Raw genomic sequence first — 17836 nt, forward strand, 5'->3', positions numbered from 1 at the left:
GTATAATCTGAAGGTTCCCTAACATGCGACTTTGCCCATGTCAGTCGGATCCTTGCGCCCAAGGGCAGCATTCCGCCGGCGCCGGTCGCCGGGCCGGGATCGGGTGAGCCTGCCTCCAGACACAGAAAAAGGGGCCAATTGAGGACCCCCTTTTCACTTCTCCCTGTCGGACTTGGCCGACTTATCGTGGGCGACGCTACGCAAAGGACAGGCATCCGTCAACAGGCAAAATGGAGCGCCTCGCCATTTGGCGGGGTTGGGCCGTCAGGGATTGATTTTCCCTTGTTTTGCACAGAAAAAAGCCGCGCCCGAGGGCGCGGCAAGTCTGACAGGGAGGAAGTCATGCCCCCGACACCAAAGGTCCGTTGCCGGGAACAGAGACATTTGTGCCCGAAGACTGTTAAAATTGAATAAAGGCCTGCGCCTCCTGATACGGATCGCGTCGGTATGTGCAGGGAGACGTGAGTGAATGACGGATCATATCTTTATCGGAGGCGGCGGTGACGGCTATGCCGCGCCACAACAGCTTCTTCTGGAATATGCCAACCGCCACGGCCTGATCGCAGGCGCGACGGGCACCGGCAAGACGGTCACGCTTCAGATCCTTGCCGAGGGGTTCTCGGCGGCCGGTGTTCCGGTCTTTCTGGCGGATGTGAAGGGCGATCTGTCGGGGCTGGCCGCGACCGGGCGAGAGGATTTCCGCCTGCATGACGCCTTCATGAAGCGGGCCGGAACGATCGGGCTCGATCTGACCTATTCGGCCTTTCCGGTGACGTTCTGGGATCTCTTCGCCGAGCAGGGCCATCCCGTGCGCGCCACCGTGGCCGAGATGGGGCCGCTGATCCTGTCGCGACTGCTGGATCTGAGCGATGTGCAGGAGGGCGTTCTCAACGTCGTCTTCAAGGTGGCCGACGATCAGGGCCTGCCACTTCTCGATCTGGAGGATTTGCAGAAACTCCTGCTGTGGTGCGGCCAGAACGCGCGGGACCTGTCGCTGGAATACGGCAATGTCAGCGCGGCCTCGGTGGGGGCGATCCAGAGGCAGCTGCTGATCCTCGACAACCAGGGTGGTGCGGGCATCTTCGGAGAACCGGCGCTCGATCTGGCCGACATCATGCGCAATTCCGAGGATGGCCGCGGGATGATCAACATCCTCGCCGCCGACCGTCTGATGAACGCGCCACGTCTCTATGCGACGTTCCTGCTCTGGCTGCTGTCGGAACTGTTCGAGGAGTTGCCCGAGGTCGGCAATCCGGACAAGCCCAAGCTCGTCTTTTTCTTCGACGAGGCGCATCTGCTGTTCGACGATGCGCCCAAGGCGCTGATCGACAAGGTCGAACAGGTGGCCCGCCTGATCCGGTCAAAGGGGGTCGGGGTCTATTTCATCACACAGAATCCCGGCGATGTGCCTGACACGGTTCTGGGCCAGCTGGGTAACAGGTTTCAGCATGCGCTGCGCGCCTTTACTGCGCGCGACCGCAAGGACCTGGATAAGGCCGCCCAGACCTATCGCGACAATCCCCGGTTCGATACGGCGGAGGCGATCCGCGATGTCGGCACCGGGGAGGCCGTGACCTCGATGCTCGACGCCAAGGGCGTGCCGGGCATCGTCGAACGCACGCTGATCCGTCCGCCCGCGTCGCAATTGGGACCGATTGATATTGCACAGCGTGACGCGATCATGGCGGCCTCGCCCATGGGGGCGAAATACGACACCCGTCTCGATCGCGACAGCGCGGCGGAAATGCTGGCCCGTCGGGCAAGCGAAGCCGCCGATGCCGCCGCCCGTGCCGACGCGCAGGAGGCCGAGGCCGAGGACGAGGCCCGCGAATTCGCCCGAGCGCGCCGCTATGACGGCGGCCGGACCAGCCGGTCCCGCCGGTTGAACGACGACAAGGGCGGCACGGCAGAAGCCCTGTCAGAGGCTCTGACCTCTGCGGTGGTCAAGGAATTGCGCGGCACCACGGGGCGCCGCATCGTCCGGGGCATTCTGGGTGGGCTGTTCAAGGGCCGCTGACCCGGACGGGCCCGCGCGTCAGAGCTTGCGGATCTTGAGCGTCGCGATCCGGTTTTCCTGCTTTTCCTCTACCTCGAAGCGGAAGCCGTGAAAGCTGAAGACCTGGCCCTTGGACGGGATCACCTGAGCCTCGTGGATCACGAGGCCCGCGATCGTGTTGGCCTCGTCATCGGGCAGGTTCCAGTCCTTTGCGCGGTTCAGGTCGCGGATCGTCATGCTCCCATCGACAAGGAACGACCCGTCGGCTGCGCGCGCGATCAGGTTGTCGTCGCGTTCATCGAATTCGTCCGAAATCTCGCCCACGATCTCTTCGAGGATATCCTCGAGCGTGATCAGGCCCTGAAGATCGCCGTATTCATCGACAACGAGCGCGAAATGCGTGTGACGGCGCAGGAACTGGCGCATCTGGTCGTCGAGAGTCGTATATTCGGGGATGAAATAGGGCTTCATCACCACGGTCATGATGTCGAATCCCTGCAATTCGCCGGGATCGATGTGTCCGTCGTCGCCCAGCATCCGCTGCATGGCGCGCAGCAGGTCCTTGGCATGAAGGATGCCCACGATATTCTCGGGCTCGTCCTTCCACAGGGGCAGGCGCGTGTGCGAACTTTCGAGGCAGAGCCGCAGGATCTCGGTCACCGGAAGGCCGACATCGATCATTTCGATGTTGGAGCGGTGAAGCATGATCTCTTCGACCGTGCGATCGCCCAGATCGAGCGCGCCGAGGATGCGGTCGCGATCCTCTTTCTCGACGACGCCTTCGGAATGACCGATCGACAAGGCGCCCGCGATTTCCTCGCGCAGGGCAAGGATGTTGGTGTCCGGATCGGTCGGCACGCCCACCAGACGCAACACGCCGCGCACCAGCACCCGCACGGCCGAGACGACCGGGGCAAAGACGATCACGACAAGGCTGATCGGGCGGGCAACACGGCTGGCCACGGCCTCGGGGTAGGTGATTGCAAAGGTCTTGGGCAGGACTTCGGCGAAGATCAGAACAAGAAGGGTCATCACCAGCGTGGCAAAGGCCACGCCGCTGTCGCCGAAGATGCGCGTCAGGAACGCGGTCGCCAGCGAGGTGGCAAGGATGTTGACCACGTTGTTGCCCAGAAGGATCGACCCGATCAGGCGTTCGCCGTCCTCGGTGACCTTCAACGCCTGTCCCGCGCCGGTTGAGCCGCGGTCGGCGGCGGTGCGCAATTTGCCCCGGGAGGCCGCGGTCAGCGCCGTTTCAGAGCCGGAGAAAAAGCCCGACAAGATGAGCAGAACGAGGATAGCGCCCGCCGTGGCCCAAAAGGCGGCATCGGTAAAAAGGGATTCCATGTCTAACCGGTCAGATGAGAGTTGTGATGGTTATGGGTGCGAGGCCGCTCCGCTTCAAGTGCGCTCCCCGTCCTCCCGCTGAAGTGGGTGGTGTTTCAGCACCAGTTCCCGCAGCCGCGCATCCAGAACATGGGTATAGATCTCGGTCGACGAGACATCGGCATGGCCCAGCATCGTCTGGATCGCCCTCAGATCGGCCCCGTTGGCCAGAAGATGTGTCGCAAAGGCATGGCGCAGCGTATGCGGCGTGACCTTCGAGGGAGAGATGCCGGCGGCGACGGCCAATTCCTTGATCAGCCCGTAAAACCTGTGGCGGGTCAGGTGGCCTGACGCCCCGCGCGACGGAAACAGATAGCGGGACGAAGGTTTTCCCGCGGCCAGCGCGGCTTCTTCTGAGGCGTCACGTTCGGCCAGCCACTCGGCAAGCGCCGTGCGCGCCGTGCCCGACAGCGGCACCATCCGTTCCTTGCCGCCCTTGCCCCGCACCAGCAGCATCCCCGGATCACCGCGCGCCGCCGAGACCGGCAGGCCGACCAGCTCGCTCACCCGCATGCCCGTCGCATAAAGAAGCTCCATCAGGCAGATGTTGCGAAGCTGGTCGCGGCCCGGCGTCCGCGCTGCGACCAGCAGGGCCTCGACCTCGTCGACGGATAATGTTCCGGGCAGTTTCCTGTCCTTGCCGGGGCCTTTGAGGCGAATGGCCGGGTTGTCCTCGCGCCAGCCCTCTTCAAAGGCAAACCGGTAAAGCTGCCGGATGGCCGACAGCCGCCGCGCCCGCGTGGCGCGGGCAAGGCCCTGCGCCTCGCAATGGATCAGGTAGTCTTCGATCCCATCCTGCGAGGCTTCGGCGAAATGCAGGTCGCGACCTGCCAGCCACTCGGCGAAATCGCGCAGGTCGCGCGCGTAGGCAAGCCGGGTGTTGTCGGCCGCGTCCAGCTCTGCCGCCTGCGCATCGAGAAAGGCCGATATCCAGTGCGACATCGGCTGGGCCCGGGCCGTCATGCCGAGCGATCCAGGATCAGGTATTGCAACGCCGCACGCCGCGCCACATCCTCGAGCCCCACCTCGCGGAACAACGCCAGTGCATCCCGAACCAGCGCCGGATCGGTTCTGAGCCCCTCGTCAAAGAGGCCGATGCCGCGCAGGAGCGCCTCGCCCAAACGCTCATCGGGAAGGATCGCTTTCAGGTCTTCGGGGGGCGCGGCGCCGGAAAACGCCTCGAATATCGCGCGCTCTGGCGGGGTCGCAGGCTGGGCCACCCCGGTCATCTCGCCCGTCGCGATCCCGACCAGAAGGGGCGAGACAAGCGCGCCCAGGTCAGAGAGGGCCGTTTCCTCATAACTCGGAGACAGGAGGCCGATCCGGGCGATCAGCCTCTCGGTTGCCTCGTCCGTCTCGATGGCCCTCAGCTCTTCGGCGAATAGCCGCGCGAACGGCACTTCGGCGCGGATCTCTTCGAAGGCGGACCAGGCCAGCGGCAGGGTCGCTGCAATTTCATCGCTGTCACCCCGTTCAAGGGCGAGTTCGAACAACTGCACCGCCTGCGCCCGGTCCCAGACGCCGCCGGATGCGGCGGGGCGCTGGCGGGTATAGGCGGCCAGAAGCTGGGATTCGGAGATCGATCCATGTCGAACGAGCCGTTCGGCCGCGATCATCTCGTTTCGCCACGCAGCGGTCGAGCGCAGATCGGCATGGGCGAAGGCCAGCGGCAGGTTGGCCGTAGGCAGCCCCTCTCCGATCGCCTCGCGCATCAGGAAGACGAGAGGGCTCAGGCGCGATGGTGGAGGCAGGGGGTCGGCATCCTCGCTGATCGCAGGGTCGAGGAACCGGCTCAGAAGGCGGTCTTCCTCCTCCGTTACATCGCCCAGCGCGCGGGCGGTGTTGAGCGTCAGCGCCGCCCCCCGCCAATCGCCGTTCCGCGCAAGACAGAAGACACGCGCGGGATAGGTCGGCGCCAGATCAGGCTGGTTGCGCAGCGCCTCGCAGGCCAGATCTTCGGTGCCCGTCAAAAGGGATATGTCGAACCAGCGCCGATAAAGCCGGGGTTGCCCGATGTCGGCCGCCTCGACCAGCGCTTGGGCGGGCTGAAGCGCGCCCAGATCCAGAAGCTTGTCGATCCGCGCCAGCAGGAACAGGCCATCCGGCCCGGAGGCGCTCGGCGGATCGGCCGAGGCCAGAAGCAGCGTGACGAAAAGATCCCGTATCGCGGGCAGGGTGTCCGACCCGCCCGATGACACCAGATCTGTCAGTGTCTCCAGATCGCTCCCCGCCCAAAGCGTGCCGGGAAGGCCGGTCACATCGGGGGGCAAGAGCCCGGTTCCGTCGGGGGACGGGACATCGAGGGGCGTCACCGTGACTTCGGGCGCGGTGGCCGAATCCGCGATCGGAGGCTCGCCGGGCAGGCCCCGGGGCCCGGGTGCCGCGACAGGCTCGACCGCGACGCTTTGCGACAACCAGTCGATAGCGGACAGCGGTGCTCCGCCCTCCTGCGCGAAGGCGGGCCCGGCAGCAAGGCCCGCGACCAGCGCCGCGATCCGCATCGTCATTCCAGATCCAGCGTCACAGGGGCCGTTACCTCCTCGGACGGGGCGGCGAAATCCGCCGGGAACAGGATCGGCCCCACATAGGCATAGGCCACAAGGGCCAGGCCCGCCAGGATCAGCAGGATCAAGAGGTATTTGACGATGCGCCACATCATAGGCTGACTGCCCCCGCTCGGATCGGGCGGTGTTCGGACCCGCCTCGTGTTGCCTTGTCCTTATAGCGTGTCTTTTTCGCAAGATCACGCCATTCGGGTGGTCTTTCGCGATGGATTGGCGGAAAAGGGTCGAAACGGTGCGGGTCGGTGCATGCGAGGGGAGAAAATGGAACGCCGGAGCGAGGAAGACACGCAACCTGCAAAGGGTCTGAACGACCGGGCGCAGCTGAAGCGCAGTGTCGTTCTTGTGGGGATGATGGGGTCCGGCAAGACGGCGATCGGCCGGATGCTGGCCCTGAAACTGGATGTTCCCTTTCTCGATTCCGATGCCGAGATCGAACGCGCGGCCAATGCGACCATCGCCGAGATTTTCGCCCGCGACGGCGAGGCCTTCTTCCGCGACCGCGAGGCCGAGGTGATCGCCCGTCTCCTGAGGGGGCCAGCGGGTGTTCTGTCGACGGGCGGCGGCGCCTTCATGGCCGAACGCAACCGCACCCAGATCAGCGAGACCGGCGCGTCGGTCTGGCTCGATGTGGGGCTCGAGACCCTGTGGGACCGGGTCCGGCACAAGGATACGCGGCCCTTGCTGCGCACCGCCGATCCCCGCGCCACGTTGGCCGATCTTTACGAAAAGCGGGTGCCGATCTATGCGCTGGCAGACCTGCGCGTCGAGGTCCGGCCCGAATACTCGATCGAGGACACGACCGACCGCGTGATCGCGGCCCTTGGGACGCGCCCCGATATTCTGGAGCTTTGAGCATGAGCCGTATCGTCGACGTGAACCTGCCCGGCCGGGAATATGAAATCCATATCGGCGAGGGCCTGATCGACCGGGCCGATACGCTTCTTGCCCCGCATCTGCGGCGCAAGCGCGCGGCGATTCTGACAGACGAGACCGTGGCCGCGGCCCATCTGGCCCGGCTGACATCGGTACTCGAAGGGGCGGGCATCCATGTCGATGCGCTGGCCCTGCCACCGGGCGAGCAGACAAAAGGCTGGCCGCAGTTCAGCCGCGCGGTCGAGTGGCTGCTCGAGCGCAAGGTCGAGCGGGGCGATCTTGTCGTGGCCTTCGGGGGCGGCGTGATCGGCGATCTGGCGGGCTTTGCGGCGGCGGTCGTCCGGCGCGGTGTCCGGTTCGTGCAGATCCCCACGACGCTTCTGGCGCAGGTCGACAGTTCGGTGGGCGGCAAGACCGGCATCAACGCGCCTCAGGGCAAGAACCTGATCGGTGCCTTCTATCAGCCCGTGCTCGTTCTGGCCGATATCGGCCTGCTCGACACGCTGCCGCGGCGCGATTTCCTCGCGGGCTATGGCGAGGTCGTGAAATACGGTCTTCTGGGCGACGCGGACTTCTTCGGCTGGCTCGAACAGAACGGACCGGCCGTTGCCGCGGGCGACCCTGCGGCCCGCGCCCATGCCGTGCAGCGGTCCTGCGAGATGAAGGCCGAGATCGTCCTGCGCGACGAAAAGGAACATGGCGACCGGGCGCTGCTGAACCTGGGCCATACGTTCTGCCACGCGCTCGAGGCGGCGACCGGCTATTCCGACCGGCTCCTGCACGGAGAGGGCGTGGCGGTGGGATGCGCACTGGCCTTCGACCTGTCGGCCCGTCTCGGCCTCTGCCCGCAGGAAGACCCCAGCCGCGTGGCGGCACATCTGCGGGCCATGGGGATGAAGACGACGCTCTCCGACATCCCGGGCGATCTGCCCGATGCAGACGGGCTTCTTGATCTGATGGCTCAGGACAAGAAGGTGGTCGACGGTCAGCTGCGGTTCATCCTGGCCCGCGGGATCGGCGATGCCTTCGTTACCGCCGATGTTCCGCGCCCCGTTGTTCGAGACCTGCTGAACGAGGCCCTCGCCTCAAGGTGACATCTTCCGGATGCGCGTTCGCGATCCATCCTCAGGCGGCCAGCGATCACCGCCGCTCCGACGGAAAGAAATCCCGCTGCGCCCGCCATGCTCGCACCAAGGCTGATCCTTCGCGTTGGCCGAAATACTCCCGCCGGAGGCGACAAAAAATCGAATGCGCCGTCAGGCGCGCCTCATGACGGCAGCCCGGCTCAGAACGGGATCTCGTCGTCGAGGTCGCTGCGGCCACCGCCGCCGCCAACACTTCCGCCGCCATCCGACGGGCCGCTGTCATATCCGCCGCCATAGCCGCCGCCGGATTGATCCGACATGTATCCGCTGCCACCACCGCTGCCACCGCCCTGCGGGCCATCACGGCCGTCCAGCATGGTGAGTTCTCCGCGATAAGGCCGCAGAACGACCTCGGTGGAATAGCGATCCTGTCCGGACTGGTCCTGCCATTTGCGGGTTTCAAGCTGGCCTTCGATATAGACCTTGGAACCTTTGCGCAGGTATTGCTCGGCGATCTTGGCCAGCGGTTCGGAAAAGATGGCGACCGAATGCCATTCTGTGCGTTCGCGGTTCTCGCCCGTGTTCCGGTCGCGCCAGCGCTCGGAGGTGGCGATCCGCAGGTTGCAGACCTTGCCGCCGTTCGAGAATGTGCGCACCTCGGGGTCACGACCCAGATTGCCAATCAGAATTACCTTGTTCACAGATCCGGCCATCTTGCCCCCCGTCGTCCGTTACGCGCGAATCCGCGCCTGTTCCGTCATGGTTACACCATCCCATTGTGGTTAATGAAAGCCGAATCTGGGCGGTTTGTCTTCCGGAAGTCATCCGGCCATGTGGCAGTGCAGGCCCGGAGATGGCGTGTCTTGCTTGCCGTAACGCGATGGCCTGCATGGCATTCCGGACCCGGAATGTTTCTTGCATCCGCACGCTCTGGCGGGACTTTGCCGTTCGCTCAGGTCCTGCGCGCACAGGAATGTGGAAACCGGCCGCGCAATCGCTTATTGAGAGAAAAACAAGGTGGCGGTATTTTACATGAACGCGGTTTTTTCCCGACGGGTTGTCATGGCGGCGATCCTTGCCTCGGGCGGGGCGACCAGCCTTCCGGCAGAAACGGTGTCGACGATGTCGCGCAGTGCACTCTTCCAGAACCAGCTGTCGGTTCTGGATGGCCGCGCCTCCCAGCAATACGAGAACTCGGTTCGTCTTCAGCCGCCGCGCGCCGAAGTCCCGGCCGCCTCCGTACCAGCCTTTTCGGGCCGCTATACGGGCCCCTATCTCGCGGTCGCCCGGGATGCGGCGCGGCGGCACGGCATTCCCGAGGACCTGTTCCTTCGCCTCGTTCAACAGGAAAGCGGCTGGAATCCGCGGGCCATCAGCAACAAGGGCGCGATCGGTCTGGCTCAGCTTATGCCGGGAACGGCTGCCTATCTCAGGGTCGATCCCAACGATCCGGTCCAGAACCTGCAAGGCGGCGCGCGCTACCTGAGAGAGCAGTACAACACCTTCGGCGACTGGCGGCTGGCCCTTGCCGCCTATAACGCGGGGCCCGGCGCGGTCGAGCAGCACAACGGCATCCCGCCCTATCGCGAGACACAGAATTACGTGCAGGTGATCATGGGTCGCTAGGCGGCTACGCGTCGATCCACCACTTGTAGTGATGATGCTCGAAGGTCGGGTGCATCTCCGTGCCCCGCACCTGCGGGGCGGAATGACGATAGAGCCGGCGCCAGAATGGCTGGATCAACACGGCCTCTTCCTGAAGGATCGTCTCCAGCCGGGCCATGACCTCGCGCCGTTCGTCGGCATCGGCCAGACCCATGGCCTGGGCCAGAAGCGCATCGAACCGGGGATTGGCAAAGCCGGTCTCGTTCCAGACCCCGCCCGACTTGTATGCCAGCGCCAGAACCTGCACGCCGAGGGGGCGCATGTTCCATTCGGTGGCCGAGAAGGGGTAGCTTTTCCAGTTGGTCCAGAATTCGGCGCCGGGCAGGATCTTTTCATGCGCATCGATGCCCGCGTCGCGCAATTGCGCCTCGACCGCGGCGCCGGTCGCGGCCTGCCATTCATCGTCGAGGCAGATCAGTTCGAATCGCGTATCGGCCTCGCCCGCCTCTTTCAGCAATTCGGCGGCCCGGTCCGGATCGGGGGCGATCGGGGGCAGGGCGGCATATTCGGGGTGGATCGGGCAGACGTGGTGGTTTTCCCCGATCAGCCCGTGATCGCCATAGCCCAGTTCGAGGATCACCGCGTTGTCGACGGCCAGTGTCATCGCGCGGCGCACCAGCGGATTGTCATAGGGCGGCGTGGTCTGGTTGAAGCGCACCGCGATCGTCGCCGAGGTCAGAACCTCGCTCTGGCTCCAGCCCAGCGCGTCGAAGGCATCGATGAAGCGGCCGGTCGTCTGGTAGGTCGCGTCGATCTCGCCGGCTTCGGCGGCCAGAAGCGCGCTGCGCGGATCGGTTCCATGATCGAGATATTCGATCCGGTCGAGATAGGGGCCGCCATAGACCTCGGTGCCCCACCAGTCGTGATCGGCGTTGCGCACGAGGATTTGCCGGTCGCCGGGCAGGTTCACTTCGGGCAGGTAGGGGCCGGTTCCCAGAGGCGCGAGGGACGGATCGCCCCCGTCATAGGAGGGATGCACGATGGCCGCGGGGTAATCGGCCATGCCCATCATCACCGTGATGTCCGGCGCATCGAGGGTGATCCGCAAGGTCAAGTCGTCGAGCACATCGATCGCCCCGTCGCGGGCGCGCATCGTTGCGGGGTCGAGCAGGCCCGACATCCGGTTGGCCATGGAATTGCCGGGCAGATCGGCCTCGCACCAGCGCGCGATATTGTGTGCGACATCGGTGGCGGTAAAGGGATCGCCGTTCGTCCAGCGCACGCCGGCGCGCACATGCAGCATGTACGACGTGGCATCGTCGCTGGCCTCCCAGCGATCCAGAAGCATGCCGCGCAGCGTGCCGTCGGCATTGTATTCCACAAGGTATTCCAGCCACCCGCGGGTAAAATTGGCCATTTCCGACCAATCGAACAGGCGCGGATCGCCCACCGGCTTGGTGATCATCTGCATCCGCATCGTGCCGCCCGGTCGCGGCGCAGATTGTGCCGCCGCGGGACGCGTCAAACCGCCCAGACCATGGGCCAGCGTCGCACTCACGCCAAGCGCCGTCGCGCGGGTCAGGAATTCGCGACGGTCCATTCGGCCCAGACGCAGGTCTTGCGCGTCGCGCAGGACCACCGGGTGAGGAGTGCCAGAGGAACCGGTCATGATCGGGCCTCGCCAGTCTGTTTCCGGTCCAGATGCCGGACAGCACCAGTCCCGCACGAACCGGCCGGCGGGGTCAATGCGTCAGGTGCCCGGGGCCGACATCTTTCGAAAGGCGCTGGGGGTCATGCCGGTGCGGTGCTGGAAATTGCGGGTGAAATAGGCCGGCGAGTTAAAGCCCAGATCCTCGGCGATCCGTTTCACGGGCTTGCCCGAATCGCGCAGCTGAACGCGGGCCTCGTAGATCAGCCGGTCGCTCAGGATCGCATGGGCGCTTTTCCCGCAGGTCTGCTTGCAGCAGCGTGTCAGATGGGTGGGCGTCACCCCCAGCGAACGGGCGAATTCCGATACACCCTGTCCGCTGGCGAAGTCGCGCTCGACCAGATCGGTATAGGCGGCCACAAGTCGCGCAGAGGTCGTCTGCGCGCGCAATTCATTAGGATCGGGCGTCCGTGTCTCGACCTGGCGCTGGAAGAAGACCGACAGGATGCCGACGTAGTAATGCGCGGCGCGCGAATGCCCGGACCGGTCGGAATGCAATTCGCGTTCGAGGTTCTCGAAATGCGCCGTGGCCTCTTTCTGGACCACGACATCGCGCAGGCGCAGGTGGATCGGCTCGTCGGGCCACTCGGTGGCCATGGCGGCGGGAATCGACAGCATCTGGCCGAACACGCTGGAGCCGGCTTCGAAGCCGTACATGACATGGGCGGGGATGAAGATCAGGTTGTTCGGGCCATAGCCCGAGGTCAGACCGGCCAGCGTGATCCGGCCTTGCCCCTTGTTGAAATACAATAGGCGCGGGCTGGAATGGCTCCGCATCGCTTCGGTCCGCCAGCGGGCGGCGTTCTGGTTCTGACCTATCGAGGTCAGGCTGAGGCGATTTTTCGCATCGTCTGTCATGCTGTCCCGTTCAGATCCGCTCGGGGCCCCTGATCCCCGAGACATGTTCGATTAGTGCAACTGTCTGCGGCCCGGTATCGAATTTCAATGGCGGATTTGTGGCGCGCCCCATTTTCCTGTGGAGAAGTCGGTGGACAGCTTGAAAGCGCCCGTTGTTACAGCGTCGCGGCCGTGATCATCCGCCAACCGGCTGAACGCGCGCGAAAGAAGGTGCGCTGCCGCTTGGCATATTGACGTGAGGCGATGACGGCGCGGTCGCGCACTTCGTCCCGGGTCAGCTCGCCGTCGATATGGGCGATCAGTTCGGCCGCGCCGATGGCCCGTGACGACAGGTGCGTCGGGTCCCAACGGGGCCGCATGGCGCGCGCCTCGTCGATGGCGCCGTGGTCGAGCATGGCGTCGAACCGGGCCTCGATCCGGGGGGTGAGCCAGTCGGGTGGCGCCTCGAGGCACAGGGCCGTCGCCTGCGTCAGGGGCAGGGCAGGCGGCGGCGTCTCGTCCTGCCAGTCGGTGATCGGGCGGCCTGTGTTGCGGGCAACCTCCCAGGCGCGTTGCACGCGTGCGCGATTGTTCAGATCCAGCGCCGCGCGGCTGCGCGGGTCGAGGGCGGCCACCAGTTCGGTCAGGGGCAGGGCATCGCCCTCCGCCCGGATCGCGGGCGGCGTGGGCGGGATCTCGGCCAGACCTTGGGTCAGCGCCACGAAATAAAGCCCCGTGCCGCCGACGATGATCGGCCGATCCGCCCCTCCAAGCAACGGGCGCAGGTCGCGCAGCCAGTCCCCCGCGGAATAGGGCGCGTCGTAAGGCACATGCCCATAGAGCGCATGGGGCGCACGGGCGCGGTCTGCGGCGTCGGGCTGCGCCGTCAGGATCGGCCAGGCGTCGAACACCTGCAATGCATCGGCATTGATGACGATCCCGCCTTGCCGTTCGGCGATGGCCAGCGCCAGACCGGATTTGCCGCTCGCGGTCGGACCGGCAATCAGGACGGGCCGGTCGGGATCGATCGTCTCAAGGATTTCGTCGGTCCCCATCGCGCGCCGTCGCCTCTCATTTCGTCATTGCCCGCGATTTCCGTTCGCGCGCCGTTGAACCTCGGCCCGTTTTCGGACATTTTCCGCCCCAGCGAAAGACGCGGATCGGACGGGGCCACAAGTCACGCGCCGTCCCAGATGGAAAGGCCCCCCATGACAGATCACAAGAACAAGAAATACAGCCGCGTCCTTCTCAAGATTTCGGGCGAGGCCCTGATGGGCGAGACCCAGTTCGGCCTGCATCCGCCCACCGTCGAGAGGATCGCCCGAGAGGTGAAATCGGTGCATGATCTCGGGGTCGAAATCTGCATGGTCATCGGTGGCGGCAACATCTTTCGCGGGCTTCAGGGCTCGGCCCAGGGGATGGAACGCACCACGGCCGATTACATGGGGATGCTTGCCACGGTGATGAATGCGCTGGCGATGCAAAGCGCGCTCGAAGGGCTGGGCGTCTTTACCCGGGTGATCAGTGCGATCACGATGAACGAGGTGGCCGAACCCTATATCCGCCGCCGCGCGGTGCGCCATCTGGAAAAGAAGAGGGTCTGTATCTTCGCCGCTGGCACCGGCAACCCCTATTTCACGACCGATACCGCCGCCACGCTGCGCGCCAATGAGATGGCCTGCGAGGCGATCTTCAAGGGGACCAAGGTCGATGGCGTCTATGACAAGGATCCGAACAAGTACGACGACGCGGTGCGCTACGACGTCATCAGCTATGATGACGTGCTGCAGCAGCATCTGGGCGTGATGGATGCCTCGGCGATTGCGCTCGCGCGGGACAACCACCTGCCGATCATCGTGTTCAGCCTCGACGAGCCCGGCGGATTTCGCGGAATTCTGGCGGGCGAGGGCACCTATACCATCGTCAAGGATTGACCGGCGGGGTGACCGCGCGCGGAAAATTTTCCGGCTTTCCCCTTGTCTCTTGCTGCGCTGCGGCACAGCTATGAGTGAGGTGTTTGCAAGCAGGAGAATCACACATGTTCGAATTTCTCTTCGGTAAGAAACCCACGAAGAAAGCCGCCGCCGAGACCCTTCGCCAGACGGCTGAACGGTCCCTGAAAGAGTTGAACGCGGTTCTGGCCGCGCTGCCCGAACAGCCGGCGATCACCGTGCGCGGCGCCGGCGCGGGCGTCGAAATCGACTGGCCCGAACAGATGCCCGACGAGGCCAAGGCGCTGCCCGCGCCGACCCCGACCGGCGAGTCGTCGGAAACGCCCGAGGCAGAGACCACAGGGAAAAGCGCCGTATCCTCCGAGCCGGAAGAACCCTCTGAAACAAAGGCTGCCTGACCGGCGGGTCTTTGCCTGCAACAGAAGGCGATGAAGACGGTTCACGACCTATACAAGCCAAGACTTTTGCCGTAAGAGCCTAAAAAGTCGTGCCAAACGGCCGGACAATGAGCAGAAGACATGGCTGAAGAATTCGAACTTGATACCGACGACCTTGGCCGCCGCATGGACGGCGCGATCGCCAATCTCCGCACCGAACTTGCGTCTCTTCGCACCGGTCGGGCCTCGGCCTCGATGCTCGAGCCCGTCATGGTGGAGGCCTATGGCCAGATGACCCCGATCAACCAGGTCGGCACCGTCAACGTCCCCGAGCCGCGGATGGTCACGATCAACGTCTGGGACAAGGGGTTGGTCAATAAGGTCGAAAAGGCGATCCGCAATTCGGGCCTTGGCATCAACCCGCAGCTGAACGGCACGATCATCATGCTGCCGATTCCCGAGCTGAACGAAGAACGCCGCCGTGAATTGACCAAAGTTGCCGCGCAATATGCCGAGCACGGACGCGTTTCGATTCGCAACGTGCGGCGCGATGGCATGGATCAGATCAAGAAGGCCAAGGCAGATGGCATGAGCGAGGACGACCAGAAATTCTGGGAAGACGCCGTTCAGGAGCTGACCGACAAGTACATCAAGCTGGTGGACCAGACGCTAGAAACGAAGCAAGGTGAAATCATGCAGGTCTGACCTGCATGGCATGAGGGGAGGCCACGCATGGCCCGTGACATTCAGGACGACCGCCCCGCGACAGGGCCGAAGCACGTTGCCATCATTATGGATGGAAATGGACGCTGGGCCCAGAACCGGGGTCGTCCACGGCTGTTCGGGCACCATGCCGGAGCACGTCGCGTGCGCGAGATCGTCGAAGCCTGTCCCGATCTGGGCGTGAAATACGTCACGATCTTTGCTTTTTCGACCGAGAACTGGAAACGCACCCAGACCGAGGTCGCCGGTCTGATGAAGCTGTTCCACCGGTATATCACCCGCGAAGCGCGCGACCTGTTCGATGAGGGCGTGCGCGTCCGGTTCATCGGTGACCGGGTCAAGCTGGATGAGAAACTCGTCTCCCTCATGGATGAGCTTGAGCTTCTAACGTCCGGAAATTCCAGGGTTAACCTGACGATTGCGCTGAATTACGGCGGCCGGGACGAGCTGACTCGCGCGGCCAAGCGGCTGGCCTATGAAATCGAGGCCGGGCGTCTCACCCACAAGGACGTGGATGCCGAGACGCTGGCCAAGTTCCTCGATACTCATGTGCTGCCCGATCCCGACCTGGTGATCCGCACCAGCGGTGAGGCGCGCATCTCGAACTTCCTGCTGTGGCAATCGGCCTATGCGGAATATGAATTCATCGACACGCTCTGGCCCGATTTCACGGCCGAGGTGTTCGCCGGTCTGGTCCAGAATTACGGGGCCCGGGATCGTCGCTTCGGGGCCGTGAAGGCCTGAACCGGACAAGACAGACGTGCAGGATCAGCCTTCGTCAGAACCGGCCCGTTGGGGGGATCTGACGACCCGAATCGTTTCCGGACTGGCGATTGCCGTCGTGGGAATCGCCGCGATCTGGGCCGGTGGCCCGTGGTTCGAGATGTTAGCGATCTTCGTCGCGGGCCTGATGATCTGGGAATTGTGGTCGATGATCGACCCGGACCGCCCGGTGCCCGCATTGATCCTTGGTGTCCTGACATCGACGCTCGTGTCCGGACAGTTGACCATTGATACCTCGCCGGGTCTGCTTCTGTTCCTGATCGTGCCCGCCATCGGGTTCGCCCTGTCGCGGCGCATGGGTCTGATGTTCGCCATTTATGCGCTTGGCATTCAGCTTGCGGCATGGGGTCTGGCGTCGTTCCGAAATGAGCTGGGCCTTGTCTGGATCGTCTGGATCGTGGGGATCGTCGTGATCTCGGACGTGTTCGGCTATTTCGCGGGGCGCACGTTAGGTGGGCCGAAGTTCTGGCCCCGGATCAGCCCGAAAAAGACATGGAGCGGAACCATCGCGGGCTGGGTCGGGGCGGCCTGTCTGGCATTCATCTTCATGATCTCGACCGATGCCGGGCCGATGCTGATCCTGTTATCGGTCCTGACCTGCTTTGCCGGGCAGATGGGCGATATCGCGGAAAGTGCGCTGAAACGGCGGGTGGGCGTCAAGGATTCCTCCGATCTGATCCCCGGCCATGGTGGTGTGCTGGATCGGTTCGACGCGCTTCTGGGGGCCACGCTCTTCATGCTTGCGGTGACGGTTCTGTCCTATTTCACGGGGCTGTCGTTTTGAAACGGATCAGTATCCTTGGCGCGACCGGTTCCATCGGCCAGAGCACGCTCGACCTGATCCGCCGTGACCGCGACTCCTATGACGTCGTGGCGCTGACGGGCGGGCGCAATGTTGCGCAATTGGCAAGCGATGCCAAAGACTTGCGTGCCGAAGTTGCCGTGATCGAGGATGAGGCGGGCTATGCCGCGCTGCGCGATCTTCTGTCGGGGACGGGGATCGAGGTCGCCGTTGGCTCCGCCGCGATCGAGGAGGCGGCAAGCCGCCCTGCCGACTGGATCATGTCGGCCATCGTTGGCGCCGCGGGCCTCGCACCGGGCTGGCGCGCGCTTGAACAGGGCACGACGCTGGCGCTGGCCAACAAGGAATCGCTGGTGACTGCGGGTCCGATCCTGCTGTCCCATGCGCGGGATCACGGCGCGACGATCCTGCCCGTCGACAGCGAACATTCGGCGATCTTTCAGGCCCTGGTCGGCGAGGATATCGCTGCCGTTGAACGGATCGTCGTAACGGCCTCGGGTGGCGCGTTCCGCGACTGGCCGCTCGACAAGCTTGCCACCGCGACGCTGGCCGAGGCCTCGTCCCATCCCAACTGGGACATGGGACAGCGGATCACCATCGATTCGGCGTCGATGTTCAACAAAGCGCTCGAATTGATCGAGGCCAAGGAGTTCTTCGGGATGCGTCCCGATCAGATCGAGGCCGTGATCCACCCCGAAAGCCTGATCCACAGCCTTGTCGGGTTTCGCGACGGTGCGATGATGGCCCATATCGGCGCGCCGGACATGCGCCACGCCATTGGCTATGCGCTCCATTGGCCGGAACGCCGCGACCTACCTGTCGAACGGCTCGATCTGGCCAAGGTCGCGCAGATGACCTTTCGCGCGCCAGATCCCGCCCGCTATCCCGCGCTCGCGCTTGCGCGTCGGGTGATGGAGGAGGGCGGCCTGTCGGGCGCGGTCTTCAACGCGGCCAAGGAACGCGCGCTCGATGCCTTTATCGACGGTGAGATCGGCTTTACCGAGATGACCCCGGTCGTCGAGGCGACGATGAACAGAATATCGTCCAGTGACGGGCTGCAAAATGTCCATCTTGCCCTAGATACAGTTCTCGAGGCAGACCGGCTGGCCCGCATCCGGGCCACCGAAGTGATAAGAGAGACGAGATAG

Annotated in this window: 18 protein-coding genes; 10 read left to right on the forward strand and 8 right to left on the reverse strand. The window is 64.4% G+C overall.

Features of this window, described 5'->3' with window-relative positions:
- Positions 1-469 precede the first annotated feature (469 nt).
- A complete protein-coding gene (locus EP376_RS04510; RefSeq protein WP_127654328.1) occupies positions 470-2017 on the forward strand; it encodes a helicase HerA-like domain-containing protein in 1548 nt (515 codons plus the stop codon).
- An 18-nt stretch (positions 2018-2035) separates the two neighbouring features.
- Here the strand turns inward: EP376_RS04510 and EP376_RS04515 are convergent, their stop codons facing one another.
- The 4 genes from EP376_RS04515 to EP376_RS22930 are packed head-to-tail and all read right to left on the reverse strand — an operon-like array spanning position 2036 to position 6038.
- A complete protein-coding gene (locus EP376_RS04515) occupies positions 2036-3340 on the reverse strand; it encodes an HlyC/CorC family transporter (protein WP_127654329.1) in 1305 nt (434 codons plus the stop codon).
- A gap of 54 nt (positions 3341-3394) precedes the next feature.
- The gene (locus EP376_RS04520) at positions 3395-4342 is read right to left on the reverse strand and encodes a site-specific tyrosine recombinase XerD (RefSeq protein ID WP_127654330.1); all 948 of its coding nucleotides are present in this window, start codon (positions 4340-4342) and stop codon (positions 3395-3397) included.
- Positions 4339-5886 carry a hypothetical protein gene (locus EP376_RS04525; protein WP_238928569.1) on the reverse strand — a complete coding sequence of 516 codons (1548 nt, stop codon included), beginning with the start codon at positions 5884-5886 and terminating at the stop codon, positions 4339-4341. Before EP376_RS04525 ends, EP376_RS04520 begins: the two co-directional genes overlap by 4 nt.
- On the reverse strand, positions 5883-6038 hold the full coding sequence (locus tag EP376_RS22930) for a hypothetical protein (RefSeq protein ID WP_164744826.1): 156 nt from the start codon (positions 6036-6038) through the stop codon (positions 5883-5885). Before EP376_RS22930 ends, EP376_RS04525 begins: the two co-directional genes overlap by 4 nt.
- A gap of 166 nt (positions 6039-6204) precedes the next feature.
- Here EP376_RS22930 and EP376_RS04530 point away from each other — a divergent pair, with 166 nt between their 5' ends.
- On the forward strand, positions 6205-6795 hold the full coding sequence (locus tag EP376_RS04530) for a shikimate kinase (protein WP_127654331.1): 591 nt from the start codon (positions 6205-6207) through the stop codon (positions 6793-6795).
- Positions 6796-6797: 2 nt separating this feature from the next.
- Positions 6798-7910 carry a 3-dehydroquinate synthase gene (aroB, locus tag EP376_RS04535; protein WP_127654332.1) on the forward strand — a complete coding sequence of 371 codons (1113 nt, stop codon included), beginning with the start codon at positions 6798-6800 and terminating at the stop codon, positions 7908-7910.
- Positions 7911-8101: 191 nt separating this feature from the next.
- On the opposite strand, the gene ssb is transcribed toward aroB, so the two are convergent.
- A complete protein-coding gene (ssb, locus tag EP376_RS04540; RefSeq protein WP_127654333.1) occupies positions 8102-8614 on the reverse strand; it encodes a single-stranded DNA-binding protein in 513 nt (170 codons plus the stop codon).
- Between the two features lie 319 nt (positions 8615-8933).
- On the opposite strand from ssb, the gene EP376_RS04545 reads away from it, so the two are divergent.
- Positions 8934-9527 (forward strand): lytic transglycosylase domain-containing protein, encoded by a 594-nt coding sequence (locus EP376_RS04545; protein WP_127654334.1) that lies wholly within the window; start codon positions 8934-8936, stop codon positions 9525-9527.
- Positions 9528-9531: 4 nt separating this feature from the next.
- Here the strand turns inward: EP376_RS04545 and EP376_RS04550 are convergent, their stop codons facing one another.
- From EP376_RS04550 to miaA, 3 genes are all read right to left on the reverse strand, one after another.
- Positions 9532-11175: an ABC transporter substrate-binding protein gene (locus EP376_RS04550; protein WP_238928570.1), complete on the reverse strand. Its 1644-nt coding sequence runs from the start codon at positions 11173-11175 to the stop codon at positions 9532-9534.
- A gap of 81 nt (positions 11176-11256) precedes the next feature.
- Entirely contained in the window at positions 11257-12072 is an 816-nt protein-coding gene (locus EP376_RS04555; RefSeq protein ID WP_127654335.1) for a helix-turn-helix domain-containing protein, read from the reverse strand.
- Between the two features lie 155 nt (positions 12073-12227).
- Positions 12228-13106, reverse strand: coding sequence for a tRNA (adenosine(37)-N6)-dimethylallyltransferase MiaA (gene miaA / locus EP376_RS04560; RefSeq protein ID WP_127654336.1), 879 nt, complete (start codon positions 13104-13106; stop codon positions 12228-12230).
- 153 nt (positions 13107-13259) lie between these two features.
- On the opposite strand from miaA, the gene pyrH reads away from it, so the two are divergent.
- From pyrH to dxr, 6 genes are all read left to right on the forward strand, one after another.
- Positions 13260-13985 (forward strand): UMP kinase, encoded by a 726-nt coding sequence (gene pyrH, locus EP376_RS04565; RefSeq protein ID WP_127654337.1) that lies wholly within the window; start codon positions 13260-13262, stop codon positions 13983-13985.
- Between the two features lie 104 nt (positions 13986-14089).
- Positions 14090-14401, forward strand: a complete 312-nt coding sequence (locus EP376_RS04570) for a hypothetical protein (protein ID WP_127654338.1) — start codon at positions 14090-14092, stop codon at positions 14399-14401.
- Between the two features lie 120 nt (positions 14402-14521).
- Entirely contained in the window at positions 14522-15085 is a 564-nt protein-coding gene (gene frr / locus EP376_RS04575; protein ID WP_127654339.1) for a ribosome recycling factor, read from the forward strand.
- 27 nt (positions 15086-15112) lie between these two features.
- On the forward strand, positions 15113-15847 hold the full coding sequence (gene uppS / locus EP376_RS04580; protein ID WP_127654340.1) for a polyprenyl diphosphate synthase: 735 nt from the start codon (positions 15113-15115) through the stop codon (positions 15845-15847).
- A gap of 16 nt (positions 15848-15863) precedes the next feature.
- On the forward strand, positions 15864-16670 hold the full coding sequence (locus EP376_RS04585; protein WP_127654341.1) for a phosphatidate cytidylyltransferase: 807 nt from the start codon (positions 15864-15866) through the stop codon (positions 16668-16670).
- On the forward strand, positions 16667-17836 hold the full coding sequence (gene dxr, locus EP376_RS04590; RefSeq protein ID WP_127654342.1) for a 1-deoxy-D-xylulose-5-phosphate reductoisomerase: 1170 nt from the start codon (positions 16667-16669) through the stop codon (positions 17834-17836). Before EP376_RS04585 ends, dxr begins: the two co-directional genes overlap by 4 nt.

Source organism: Alexandriicola marinus, from assembly GCF_004000435.1.
Lineage (GTDB): Bacteria > Pseudomonadota > Alphaproteobacteria > Rhodobacterales > Rhodobacteraceae > Alexandriicola > Alexandriicola marinus.